This is a genomic window from Paenibacillus wynnii (assembly GCF_000757885.1).
GTDB classification, from domain to species: Bacteria; Bacillota; Bacilli; order Paenibacillales; family Paenibacillaceae; genus Paenibacillus_AQ; species Paenibacillus_AQ wynnii.
Genome location: NZ_JQCR01000003.1, coordinates 1,400,325 through 1,412,651 on the forward strand (window position 1 = coordinate 1,400,325; position 12,327 = coordinate 1,412,651).

General features: G+C 46.5%; 10 protein-coding genes. All 10 read right to left on the minus strand.

Going from position 1 to position 12,327, the window contains the following annotated elements:
* Window positions 1-32: 32 nt before the first annotated feature.
* The 10 genes from PWYN_RS21800 to PWYN_RS21845 all read right to left on the minus strand — a co-directional run bounded on the left by PWYN_RS21800 (window position 33) and on the right by PWYN_RS21845 (window position 12,301).
* Entirely contained in the window at window positions 33-920 is an 888-nt protein-coding gene (locus PWYN_RS21800) for a carbohydrate ABC transporter permease (protein ID WP_036656237.1), read from the minus strand.
* A 33-nt stretch (window positions 921-953) separates the two neighbouring features.
* Complete coding sequence (locus tag PWYN_RS21805) at window positions 954-1,841, minus strand: carbohydrate ABC transporter permease (protein ID WP_036656241.1); 888 nt, start codon at window positions 1,839-1,841, stop codon at window positions 954-956.
* Window positions 1,842-1,912: 71 nt separating this feature from the next.
* A complete protein-coding gene (locus PWYN_RS21810; protein ID WP_036656243.1) occupies window positions 1,913-3,214 on the minus strand; it encodes an ABC transporter substrate-binding protein in 1,302 nt (433 codons plus the stop codon).
* A 33-nt stretch (window positions 3,215-3,247) separates the two neighbouring features.
* Window positions 3,248-4,513, minus strand: coding sequence for a glycoside hydrolase family 125 protein (locus tag PWYN_RS21815; protein WP_036656246.1), 1,266 nt, complete (start codon window positions 4,511-4,513; stop codon window positions 3,248-3,250).
* 285 nt (window positions 4,514-4,798) lie between these two features.
* Window positions 4,799-5,971, minus strand: a complete 1,173-nt coding sequence (locus tag PWYN_RS21820) for a GntR family transcriptional regulator (protein ID WP_036656249.1) — start codon at window positions 5,969-5,971, stop codon at window positions 4,799-4,801.
* Between the two features lie 139 nt (window positions 5,972-6,110).
* Window positions 6,111-7,157 carry an ABC transporter substrate-binding protein gene (locus PWYN_RS21825; protein ID WP_084146862.1) on the minus strand — a complete coding sequence of 349 codons (1,047 nt, stop codon included), beginning with the start codon at window positions 7,155-7,157 and terminating at the stop codon, window positions 6,111-6,113.
* Window positions 7,158-7,627: 470 nt separating this feature from the next.
* On the minus strand, window positions 7,628-8,596 hold the full coding sequence (gene yjfF, locus PWYN_RS21830) for a galactofuranose ABC transporter, permease protein YjfF (RefSeq protein ID WP_205622783.1): 969 nt from the start codon (window positions 8,594-8,596) through the stop codon (window positions 7,628-7,630).
* A complete protein-coding gene (locus tag PWYN_RS21835; RefSeq protein WP_240479809.1) occupies window positions 8,586-9,626 on the minus strand; it encodes an ABC transporter permease in 1,041 nt (346 codons plus the stop codon). The genes yjfF and PWYN_RS21835 overlap by 11 nt, the downstream gene beginning before the upstream one ends.
* 6 nt (window positions 9,627-9,632) lie before the next feature.
* Window positions 9,633-11,144, minus strand: coding sequence for a sugar ABC transporter ATP-binding protein (locus PWYN_RS21840; RefSeq protein ID WP_036656253.1), 1,512 nt, complete (start codon window positions 11,142-11,144; stop codon window positions 9,633-9,635).
* Between the two features lie 98 nt (window positions 11,145-11,242).
* Window positions 11,243-12,301 carry an ABC transporter substrate-binding protein gene (locus tag PWYN_RS21845; RefSeq protein ID WP_036656255.1) on the minus strand — a complete coding sequence of 353 codons (1,059 nt, stop codon included), beginning with the start codon at window positions 12,299-12,301 and terminating at the stop codon, window positions 11,243-11,245.
* Window positions 12,302-12,327: the final 26 nt, after the last annotated feature.

The window sequence follows — 12,327 nt, forward strand, 5'->3', positions numbered from 1 at the left end:
TTACTTCTCTCCTAGTTTGTAAAATAAGGTTCCTATCCTTTGATCCCACTGAATGCAATTCCCTGTACAAAGTAACGCTGTAAAGCCAGGAATAACACTAGAATCGGCAGAATCGCCACAAGTGCACCCGCCATCATCGGACCGTAATCGGTCTGAAAATTATAAGAGAACGCTTGAAGACCCATCTGGATCGTTGCCTTTTCAGGATCGTTAAGCACAATCATCGGCCACAAAAAACTGTTCCAGCCGGCTTGAAAGGTAAAGATACTGAGCGTTGCAAGTGCGGGCTTCGTCAGCGGCAAATAGATCCGCCAGAAAATCATAAATTCTCTGCATCCCTCAATTCGGGCCATTTCCATCATGTCACTAGGCAGAGTCAGAAAAAACTGACGCATAAAGAATACGGCAAACGTCCCCGAAGCTCCTGGCAAAATAATGCCCCAGAACGAATTCATCAGTCCCATGCCTCCACCGCCTAAGAGATCATTGCCTCCTGCGAGCGGAATATGGCGCAGAACAAAAACGGTCGGGATCATCGTAACAATGCCGGGAATCATCATCGCCGCCAGCAGGATACGAAAAATCGGTTTATTCATTTTGAATTTCAATTTTGCAAAGGCGTATCCGCTGAGCGAACCGAAAAATAAGTTGGCTAACACACCAGCTACAGCTAATACCAGCGAGTTCCAAAAAAACAAACCAAAGGGAACAGTCGTAAACGCCTTATGGTAATGTTCAAATGTGATATGGGACGGAAACCATTGAATCGGCATCGCGAATATTTCCTCGTCCGGCTTCAGGGACGTAAGTACACTCCAATAAAAGGGCAGAAACATTATGATTGCGATTGCAGTACAAGCCAAGTAATAAATAGTTTTGCCAAGCCCCCGCTTCAGAGCGGAATTGCCGTTAGTATTCATTCCACCTTTGCCTCCTTCTCCATGGGCAGCCCTTTATACGATCGGCTCTTCCGCCTTCGATATCCGCATATTGATCAGCGAGAAGATCAGAATGGCCATAGCAAGCACAAACGCCTGTGCGGATGCATAGCCCATTTGAAGCTGATTAAAACCCTGCTGATAGATCAGGTATACAGGGGTTTTGGTCATATTAGCCGGCCCGCCCTGTGTGAGAACAAAAGCCTGATCAAACAACTGCAGCGCACCGATAATGGACATTGTACTGACCAGAAAGGTAGTCGGGCGAAGTTGCGGCCATGTAATATACCGAAAACAATCCAGCTTATTCGCACCGTCGAGCCGTGCAGATTCATAGAGATAATCCGGTACTCCCTGTAGTCCGGCTAGATAAATGATCATATTGGAGCCGACGGACTGCCAGAGGGTAAGCATTATAATAGACAGCATCGCCGTATTAGTCTGGGAAAGCCAAGCTGGGCCTGTGATTCCGACATAGGAGAGCAATCCATTGACCAAGCCGAATTCCGGGTGGAGCAGCCAAATCCATACAGTAGCGGCAGCGACCGCAGATGTTAGTGTCGGGAGATAATTAAGCGTTCGGAACAGCTTTACACCGCGCCACGTCCGGCTAAGCAATACTGCTAAGAGCAGCGAAATTAGAATATTAAGCGGAACAAAAATGACCGCATATAGAAACACATTACGGAACGTCTTCCACAGCAGACTATCTTCAATGAGACGCCGGTAATTATCCAAGCCGATCCAATCGTTTTTACTTAGGACATCATAATTGGTAAAGCTTAAATATAAAGCCATTACAACGGGGATGACCGTAAATACAACAAACAGCAGCACCGTGGGTGTAATGAATAAATAAGCTGTTCTGGCCTGATGTTTCTCTATCCTTCTGACGGAAGCCATCCAACTCCCCCTTTTTTATCTTCTATCACTTATAAAAGGGAGGGGAACCCTCCCTTTTTGCTACCCGTGTATTATTTTACAACCTCATTATCCTTGAGCATTTTGTCGCCCTCGGTTTGGGCTTTCTTCAGCGTTTCTTCAATACTTTGTTTATTTTGTTGATTTAGTTGTAGATTCGGTGCAAGAGCATCGGTTTCCATTACGGAATAACCAGGGTGGGCAGGACGTATTTTTGCGAATTCCAAAGTATCCATAAACGGTTTCCACTTCGGATCATCCTTGAAGAAAGGATCTTCCAAGGAAGGTTTGTAGCCCGGCAAGTTAAGACTTGTTTTGGCCCATAACAGAGCATTATCTTTGTTAGCCGTCCACCATTTAATGAATTCCCACGCTTCATCCTGATGCTTGGAGCCTTCTGGAATAACCAGCCCGAAACCGCCCATCACACTGCCTTTATCGCCATTCGGACCTGCTGGAGGGGGAACGATCCCATAATCCAAGTCCTTGCCGTATTTATTGTAGGTACTGAGCATCCAAGGGCCGGAATACAGCATGGCAACCTTGCCTGTTACAAAAGCATCCTGGCCTTCGCCAAGCCCCAGCTCAAAACCAACCTTATACACCTTTTCCTTGTTCATCAGACGATCCCAGAACTCCAGTACCTGCTTACCTTGCTCATTATTAAAGTTAGTCTTACCGTCCTCCGTCAGCATCGAACCGCCTGCCTGTTGAAGGTACATATTGAACAAACCGAGATCACCCATAGAGAACCCTGCTACCTCGAGTTTATTGCCGTTCCACTTGGTCAGCTTTGCAGCTGCGGCCTCAAGCTCATCCCAGGTTGTTGGCGGCTGGAGTCCGGCTTCATCCAGTAGCTTTTTATTGTAGAAAAGAGCCCGGGCGTCAACAGTTAGCGGTAATCCGTATAATTTATTATCATAGGATAGCTCAGTCAGCGATTCACTATAAAAGTCATCCTTTGAAATTCCGTCCCGGGTTAAATATTCATCCACAGGGTGAAGGACGTTCTTGGGTGCGTAAAGCGAAGTCCGCCAGCGGTCCCAGAACAGCACATCCGGAGAGCCTCCATTAGTGGCAGCCGTTAAGAACTTAGTGATCATGTCCTGTTGAAGCACATATTTAACATGTATTTTATCCTGTGATTTATTAAAAGCATTGACCATGGTCTCGAACTGTTTCTGTCCTTCTCCACCCCAGTCACCCCAAAATGTGAGTTCCGTCTTTTTCCCGCTGTTGCCGCTCCCCGCATCACCGGTCTTTCCCTTATTAGAAGGGTCATTGTTGCCCCCGCAGCCCGCTGCAAGAATAGTAACCAGTATCAGTGAAATCACTGTAGCCAACCATTTTTTCATTTTTCTATCCCCTTTGGAGTGGTTTTGCGAATCTCAGCCTCTCTTCACTTTAATACCACAACGCATCAGCAAGAACTCACAGAACATCATATTGGCCCAGGAGAACCAAGGTCTTGTATATTCTCCCGGATCATCGACGTGAAATCCTTCATGCATAAAATCAGTCCCCGCATCGGTCTGTTCCATTAAGGAAAGCAGATCCTTCTGTTCTTCCTCATTAATAGAAGTCATTCCTTGAATCGCTAAGGCAATGTGCCAAATGTACCTGCTGGGTGTATGAGGACTGCCGATTCCTGAAGCTGCCTTCCCTTCATAAAAATAAGGGTTAGTGCTGCTTAAAATAAGCCTGCGGGTATTCGCGTAAACAGGGTCATCCGCTCCGGTATAATCCAGATAAGGAATAGAGAGCAGACTTGGAACGTTGGCATCATCCATTATATTGAACTGTCCCAGCCCATCTGCCTCATAGACGTATACCGTCCCGAATTCCGGATGATCCACGATACCGTATCGGCGAATCCCTTCATCAATCTGCTCCGAAAGCTGCTTCGCTGATGCCTCCAGCTTCGTATCCCCAAGAATCCCGCTAGCGATTTCACATACATACCGTAGGACAACTACTGCAAACATATTACTAGGTATAAGATAGCCGTATTCACAGGCATCATCGCTTGGACGGAAACCAGACCACGTCATTCCTGTGTAGGCGGTTAATGCGCCTTTTCCTTGACGGCCCAACGTATCTGAAATAGGACAGTTGACTCGTTGGAAGCGATAGTTGGAATGGCTTTCGTGATTCTGTTCCAGCGTCCATAAATCAATAATTTGATTTACCCCTTTAACAAAACTCTCGTTAAAATGATCGGTGCGGCCGGTGTTTTTCCAGAGCAGATAACTTAGCTGGATGGGATAACAAAGGGAATCGATCTCATATTTACGTTCCCATATCCAGGGGTTCATCTCCGTCTGATCCTCCTGATGCCCCTGTCCGCTCGCAGTCTCATTGAATGCGTTGGCATAAGGATCCAGCTCAATATAAGCAAACTGGCGCTCCACAAGACCTTGTATCATATCCGCAATCTGTTCATCCTCTGAGGCTAACATCAGATAAGGCCTGACCTGTGCCGTTGAATCCCGAAGCCACATCGCCGGAATGTCTCCGGTAATCACAAAAGTTGTGCCATCCGGCTTGCGTTTTATAGTCGTATTCCATGTATTGGATAAGCACTTCTCAAACATCCTGGCTAATTTCGGACGATCCGCCATCTTTTCATGAACAAGAGCCGTCAGAGCATTCATAGAAACAGGGATCTCTCTAATTGAATTCAGCTGAAGTACACCTCCCCTTTTCCGCTTAATCTAAAGCGCTTTCATAAAACTAGTATATTAGTATGTAATTCATATGTCAATATGTTTATTTTATAAATAATGATATACTATTATGCGGCAATTAGCGGTTTAGAACTCACCTATGAAACAGAAAAAACCTATCGATGGGGACAGGTTTTTTTGTAGATGACAAATACGGCCTACTCTAATCTAGGGGAATTAAGGGATTAAACTAACCAATGGATGAGGAACCTATTACAGCTTAGCTGATCCTGTTGATTCTCCGGGAATCAGCCGGGCTTCCAGCATCACTTTGTTGGGAACGGTATGCCCGCCCATAATACTAAGTACATTTTCCACGGCAATCCGGCCCATCTCTTCTTCATTCTGCTGCATATGAGTAAAGGAATACCCACCACCGAGATGAGTCGGCGGACTGTCGAAGCAAATGATGGAAATATCCTCCGGTATTCGCAGACCTACCCGCTCCACTGCTGTTTTGGCAAGCAATGCAATGTTGTATTCAATAGCAAACAAGGCCGTTATAGCTGGGTTATTCTTCAAATGGGATACCAGTCGTGAGATATCACGCTCAATATTCTCCTCATTGAAGGAGTTGGGAAGCGTAGAGGTCAGATCACTGACCCAAAGACCTTTATCAACTACAATCCCCCGCTGGGCATGAGCCTGAATAAAGCCTTCAATACGGTCCTCAACCGCAGTCGTATCGACTGGAGGGGGTGAAAGAAAGGATATATGCTTATGTCCTAGATCGAATAAGTACTCTGTACCCTTAAGTGCTGCCTGCATATTATCGGTGCTAATCGAAGCCGCTGCGACTCCCTTCAAATGCCGGTCTACAAGAACAAGCGGGAATTTCCCAATAACCAGCTTCAAGATTTCCGCACTGAAATATTCGCCCTGAGCCGGAAACACAATCAGACCATCCACACCCAGATTGAGCAGCTTTTGAATGGATTGTTCCTCATTATCAGGATTGCCGAAGGTTCTTCTCAGCACCAGGAAGCAGTCATTATCACGGGCAGCCTGCTCCATCCCATAGATCAAACCCGTCCCATAGCTGTTGCCAAAGTCGGTAATAATCAGACCAATCGTCTTCTCATCATGATTGATTGCATTTGAAGCGTAACCCTCAGAACCCGCGGCTACATTAGCCCCTGATTCCAAATAATCAATTACAGGATCAGCCACAAATGAGCCTCTTCCCGGTTTTCGAATGATTAATTGCTCTGCTGCGAGCATTTCAAGTGCTTTCTTGCTGGTGATACGGCTTACACTGTAAGCGTCAGCCAGCTCTTTCTCGGAGGGAACACGCTCTCCAAGCTGATAGTCCTTGGTAACAATACGCTGCTTCAGTTCGTCAAATATTTTCTCATACATGGGCTTAGATGAAGTTGTTTCACTCATAACCATCTATCTCCTGACTCTAGATTATTTCAGTTTATACATAATAATATATCATGATATATTATAGTTGTCGATATGTCTAAATAAAGACCCAAGCGTTGGGGTGAGTCCCCTTTCGCTTGGGCCTTTGATGTATCATCTAATATTTGCGATCCTGCGCTTCTACAGCAGCTGTTTCTTGTGTAAAGATGTCCTCAGGGGGAACCATCCGCTTAGGAAGTGTTCGACCCGTCATTATTTCTTTGGTGGCCTGCATAAGCAGAGGTCCTAGCAACGGATTGCATTCCACTACTGCATTAATTTTGCCCTGGATCATACTATCGACTGCCCGCCGAGTGCCATCTATAGAGATGATAATGATATCCTGCCCAGGTGTAAGACCGGCTTCCTCGATGGCTTCAACCGCTCCAAGTGCCATATCATCATTATGGGAATACAGGACCTGAGGCCACTCTTCCCTCGGTTTCTCTAAAAAGGCCTTCATAACCGCACGTCCCTGCACTTCGGTGAAATTGGCAGGTAGAATCTGAGTGATTTGAAAACGGGAATTGGCCTTTATTGTGTCACGAAACCCTCGCCCGCGATCTATTGAGGGGGTGGATCCAATAGTTCCCTCTAGTTCAGCAATGGTTACAGGACCGGGAAGATGTCGCATCTTATCTAGCATGTATTTGGCTGCCTTTACCCCTTCTTCATAGAAATCGGAGCCGATAAATGTTACATACAGAGAACCATCATCCACATTGACGGATCGGTCCAGTACGATGACCGGAATCCCCGCTTTTTTGACCTCCTGCAGGATAGGCTCCCAACCCTTTTGCACTACAGGAGCTATGGCTATAACGTCAACCTTTTTGCGGATAAAGGAGCGGATCGCCTCAAATTGTTTTTCCTGCGACTGCTCAGCGTTCTCCATAATAAGGGTAATCCCTGATTCCTTGGCTGCATCTACAATGGAGAGGGTATTCGCATTCCGCCAATTACTCTCCGATCCAAGCTGAGAGAAGCCGAGTACTATGGGATCGGTCGGTGAATCGTCAAGCGGCGGGATCCAGCCCAACTGCTGGGTCTCACTCGCTGAAGCAGGTTCAATAGTAGCTTGGCCTGACCCGGAACCACTACTCATACAGCCAGCAAGGAGCAGTAACATTGTCAAAACCAACATCACTTTAGTCAGTTTCCCCATAATCTCCCCCTGTATCTGCATTGGTATGGCTTACAATTTCTCAAGTAAATATGATGGACGGTCTGTGTTATATCGCAAAAGTATGTCTGAGCTGGTTCTAAATTGAATGTGATTTGAGAAATTAAAACTCCAGATTAATTTTAATTGCACTTTCTGCACTTATTCTAGGATTTCCCTACTACTAGTTTGATTTAGTTGTATTAAATACATTTAAAATCCAATAAAATAGGGGATTTCGGAGTATTCGGTCCAAATAGTTGCAGAAAATACACCTATATAACGTTAAAGGCAAAAAAGATGGATTTTAAGTGTACAAAGTACATCTAAAGTTAATTAAGTAAGATATTCCCCGCGAAAAAATCATCAAGTGATACTAGCATTACATTATACTAAGCTTCACACGACACTATCACAACAAAACATTGGAGGACAAAAGCTTTGTCTTCCAATGTTGATGTGATGTTAAATCATTATAGCTTTAGGGTCGAACGCCTTGCAATCAGCAATCGCTGAAGGAGAATAAAGAAGAATAGCAGCAATCCGATAACGATTTTGGTCCACCACGAACTCAGTGTTCCTTCAAAACTGATGATGGTCTGTATAATCCCCTGAATCATAACTCCGAAAAAGGTTCCGATGACATACCCTACTCCTCCGGTCAACAACGTCCCTCCGATAACTACTGCGGCGATGGTATCCAGCTCCAGACCCACTGCGTGTAGTCCATAACCTGACAGCATATAGAAGGTAAAAACTACACCGGCGAGCGCTGAACAGAAACCGCTGAGCGTATAGACCAGAATTTTCGTTCTTGCTACAGGAAGACCCATGAGTAGCGCGGATTGCTCACTTCCACCCAAAGCGTACACATTGCGCCCAAAGCGCGTGTAATGTGCAATATAAATGGCTGCCGCGATAACAACGAGGGCAATGATAACACTAATGGATACAAAGCTTCCTCCAGGCAAGTGGATTTTGGTCTGGGCGACACTTGTGTAAAAAGCGTTATCAATAGTTATGGTATCAATACTAATTACATAACAAAGCCCTCTGGCTAGGAACATACCCGCTAACGTGACGATAAACGGCTGGATTTTGAAATAGTGTATAATCGCACCCATCCCATATCCAAAAACAGCACCCATAACAAGTACCAGCGGAATAACCACAACGGGTGGCCACCCCTGCTGTTGAACAAGGCTTGCAGAGACCATTGTAGTCAGGGCTATAATGGATCCCACGGATAGATCAATGCCGCCAGAGAGGATAACGAAGGACATGCCGACAGCAGTAATTAGTAGAAAAGCGTTATCGATAAGCAGATTCATCAGCACCTGCAGGGAGAAAAATCCGGTGTAACGGAAAGATCCCGCTGCAAACATGACGACGAACAAGCCGAACGTAACCAGTATGGGAATGAATTTGCGGTTAAGGGACATGACGGACAACCTCCTTCTCTCCGGGATAATTCCGGGTCTTCCAACGGGTCATAATTGTGCTGCGGAATGTCTCCGATTGGATCAGACATACAGCCAGTACAACTACCGACTTCACAACGAGCGTAATCTCAGGCGGTACGCCAATCATGTAGATCGTAGTCGTCAACGTTTGAATGATAAGAGCTCCAATCACAGTACCCATCAGATAAAAGCGCCCGCCGTTCAAGGAGGTGCCACCGATGACCACCGCAAGGATGGCATCCAGCTCATACCATAGACCGGCGTTATTGCCATCGGCGCTAGATACATTGGAGCTCAGCAGCAGTCCGGCAATACCTGCACATAATCCGCAGAATATATAGACAGACATAATGACCATATTGGATCGTATCCCTGCCAGCCGACTGGCAGTAGGGTTGCTTCCAACCGATTCAATGAATAAGCCAAGAGCAGTCTTTCGTGTCAGCAGCAGCGCAACAATCAGCATTGCAGCCACGATGAAAATCGAAAAGGGCAATGTCGCAAGTGATCCTGCTCCAATATATTCATAGGTTGAACTATCCACAGTAATAATCTGCCCACTAGTCACAAGCTGAGCGATTCCCCGTCCCGCCACCATCAGGATCAGGGTAGCAATAATAGGTTGAATGCCCGCTCCAGCAACCAAGAATCCGTTCCAAAGTCCGAGCACCAACGACAAGGCTAGTGAGGACAGGATCGCTGTCATAACCAGACCCAGTGAGCTCTGATCCGAACCTTTACTGATTGACAGGCAAGCGATCGCACCGGAAATAGCCACGATGGAGCCGACGGATAAATCTATTCCTTTTGTAGCAATGACCAGTGTCATCCCTATAGCTACCAGAACTAAAGGTGCTCCAAAGTTCAAGATATCGATTAGACTTCCATATAGATGGCCGTCTCTCAGAACAATGGAAAAGAAATCCGGTGAATAGAGTAAGTTAAAGAGCAGCAGTGCTCCAAGTACGCACAAGGGCCAAAAAAGATAATGTCTCATCATTCGATTCATTTAAGTTCAACCTCCCGCTATCGCCTGCATGATTTCATGCGGGTTCATTTCTTCACCTGATATTTCCTTCACCATGTTCCGGTCACGCAGTACGGCGATTCGGTCGCTGACGCGCAGCACTTCTTCTAGCTCGGAAGAGATAAAGAGGAAGGACATTCCTTGGCGGGAAAGCGACAGTACCAGCTTTTGAATTTCTGCCTTTGCTCCAACGTCAATACCGCGCGTGGGTTCGTCCAGGATCAGCAGTCTGGGCTCCGTGAGCAGCCAACGGGCGAGCAGAACCTTCTGCTGGTTGCCTCCGCTCAAGTTTTTGATTAAATGCTCTGGATTAGGCGGATTGATATTCATTAATTGGATATACTCATCGGCCAATTCATCCTGACGTTTTCGGGAGATGGTTCTGAACCAGCCCCGTGACGCCTGAAGAGCAAGAATTATATTCTCTCTGACCGTCAAGTCGTCAATAATCCCTTCAGCCTTCCGATTCTCGGAGCAAAAGGCAATTTTTCGCTTAATGGCGTCTCTCGGTGAATGAATTCCTCCCTCTATCCCCGGGCTCGTGATTCCGCCTTGATCGGGCTTATCTGCACCAAAGAACAAACGGGCAACCTCTGTTCGTCCTGAGCCGAGCAGACCTGCCAAGCCGACCACCTCTCCTTTGTGAAGAGTCAAGTCAAAGGGTTCGATAGAGCCCTTACGCCCGAGACCGGATGCGGTAAGCAATACTTCTCCAGAGGAGTCTTTATACTCCTGAGACAGTTGCGGCAGTTCTTCTAATAGATTCAGCTCTTTACCGATCATTTTGAGCACAAGGTCAATGCGGCTTAACTCGTTCACCTTATATTCACCGACAAATTCTCCGTTTCGAAGAATAGTGATCCGGTCAGAACTTTCATATACCTGGTCTAGAAAATGCGTAACGAATAGAATCGCCAGACCATCGCTTTTCAGCTTCCGCATAATCCCGAATAACTGCTGCACTTCATTTCGATCAAGACTGGAAGTCGGTTCATCGAGGATCAGCACTTTTGCAGAAATATTAAGCGCCCGAGCGATAGCTACAAGCTGCTGGATCGCTACCGAATAGTAATGAAGCGGCTGGGTAACGTCTATGTCCAGGTTAAGTCGCTCCTTCAACAAAACGGCAGCATTCCGGTTCATTTCCTTCCATAAAATCCGTCCAAACTTCCTCGGCTCCCTGCCAATAAAAATATTCTCCGCAACCGTCAGATTGGGGCACAGGTTCACTTCCTGGTATACGGTGCTTATGCCGGCCGCCTGAGATTCCTGGGGACTAGTAACTGAGATGGGCTTGCCCTCCATATCAACGGTACCTTCATCAATGGAGTACACTCCGGTGAGAACCTTAATTAGGGTTGATTTGCCCGCTCCGTTCTCGCCCATCAGAGCATGAACCTCACCCGGGAATAGGCGAAAGTCTACATTCGATAATGCCTTAACACCTGGAAATCGCTTATGAATCCCCCTCATCTGAAGAATCGGGTCTTGATCGCTCACTGTTCCCCACTCCTTTTTGGAGCGAAAAAGCCACTCCGGTGGCGATAAATTAGCCGGATGGAGTGACTTTCTCACTGTTCTATCGTTATAGGTGTCTATTAATATTGACGGCTCGCGAGTACTTCCTTCGCTTGCTCGGAGGTGAATGTGGATTCAATAGTAACGATCCGAGGTTCAAGAGTTTTACCATCTACGATGCTCTGTGCGGCTTCCATTAATTGAGGTCCCAGCAATGGGTTACACTCTACGATGAAGTTGATTTTACCTTCGCTTGCAGCCTGCATACCGTCCTTGACTGCATCCACCGAAATGATTTTGATATCAACACCCGGTTTAAGGCCTGCAGCTTCAATCGCTTGAATAGCACCAAGGGCCATGTCATCGTTATGGGCATACAGTACATCTATGTTCTTGTTGGATTTAAGGAAGGCCTGCATAACTTCTTTTCCTTTGGCACGTGTGAAGTCACCGGTCTGGGAGGCTACCACCTTCAGATGCGGATTGCTGGCGATTACTTCAGCGAAGCCGGATTTACGGTCATTAGCAGGTGCGGATCCTGTAGTTCCCTGAAGTTCAACAATATTTACATCTTCCGCCGCATCCTTGTATTGGTCACTCAGCCATTGACCCGCTTTACGTCCCTCTTCCACAAAGTCAGAACCGATAAAGGTTACATATAACGACTTATCCTTGGAATCTACTGCACGGTCGGTCAACACGACTGGGATTCCTGCATCTTTTGCTTCTTTAAGTACGGTATCCCATCCAGATTCAACCACTGGGGAAAAAGCGATCACGTCTACCTTTTGCTGGATGAAAGAACGAAGGGCTTTGATTTGATTCTCCTGCTTCTGCTGTGCATCTGAGAATTTCAGATCATAACCTGCCTCTTTTGCAGATTCCTGAATGGATTTCGTATTGGCACTGCGCCAGCCGCTCTCCGCACCCACCTGAGAGAATCCCAACACTAGAGGTTTGCCTGCTTCTTTATCGTTGCCAGTTGTATCCGTCTCTGCTGCTGCCGTAGCTTCAGCTTTGTTATTTCCCGAACCGGCAGCTGCATTGCCGTTGTTGCCATTACCGTTCCCACAGGCTGAGATCATAATCATCATCAACGATAGTGTAAGGGCTGCGCCTACTTTACCTATTTTTTTCATGTATTGTTTCTCCCCCTTCAAGATCA

What these genes read in the sequence shown, in the direction of transcription:
- PWYN_RS21810 (WP_036656243.1), bottom strand. Translation starts at nt 3,214, where the DNA reads ATGAAAAAATGGTTGGCTACAGTGATTTCACTGATACTGGTTACTATT.
- PWYN_RS21845 (WP_036656255.1), bottom strand. Translation starts at nt 12,301, where the DNA reads ATGAAAAAAATAGGTAAAGTAGGCGCAGCCCTTACACTATCGTTGATG.
- PWYN_RS21820 (WP_036656249.1), bottom strand. Translation starts at nt 5,971, where the DNA reads ATGAGTGAAACAACTTCATCTAAGCCCATGTATGAGAAAATATTTGAC.
- PWYN_RS21805 (WP_036656241.1), bottom strand. Translation starts at nt 1,841, where the DNA reads ATGGCTTCCGTCAGAAGGATAGAGAAACATCAGGCCAGAACAGCTTAT.
- PWYN_RS21835 (WP_240479809.1), bottom strand. Translation starts at nt 9,626, where the DNA reads ATGAATCGAATGATGAGACATTATCTTTTTTGGCCCTTGTGCGTACTT.
- yjfF (WP_205622783.1), bottom strand. Translation starts at nt 8,596, where the DNA reads ATGTCCCTTAACCGCAAATTCATTCCCATACTGGTTACGTTCGGCTTG.
- PWYN_RS21825 (WP_084146862.1), bottom strand. Translation starts at nt 7,157, where the DNA reads ATGGGGAAACTGACTAAAGTGATGTTGGTTTTGACAATGTTACTGCTC.
- PWYN_RS21800 (WP_036656237.1), bottom strand. Translation starts at nt 920, where the DNA reads ATGAATACTAACGGCAATTCCGCTCTGAAGCGGGGGCTTGGCAAAACT.
- PWYN_RS21815 (WP_036656246.1), bottom strand. Translation starts at nt 4,513, where the DNA reads ATGAATGCTCTGACGGCTCTTGTTCATGAAAAGATGGCGGATCGTCCG.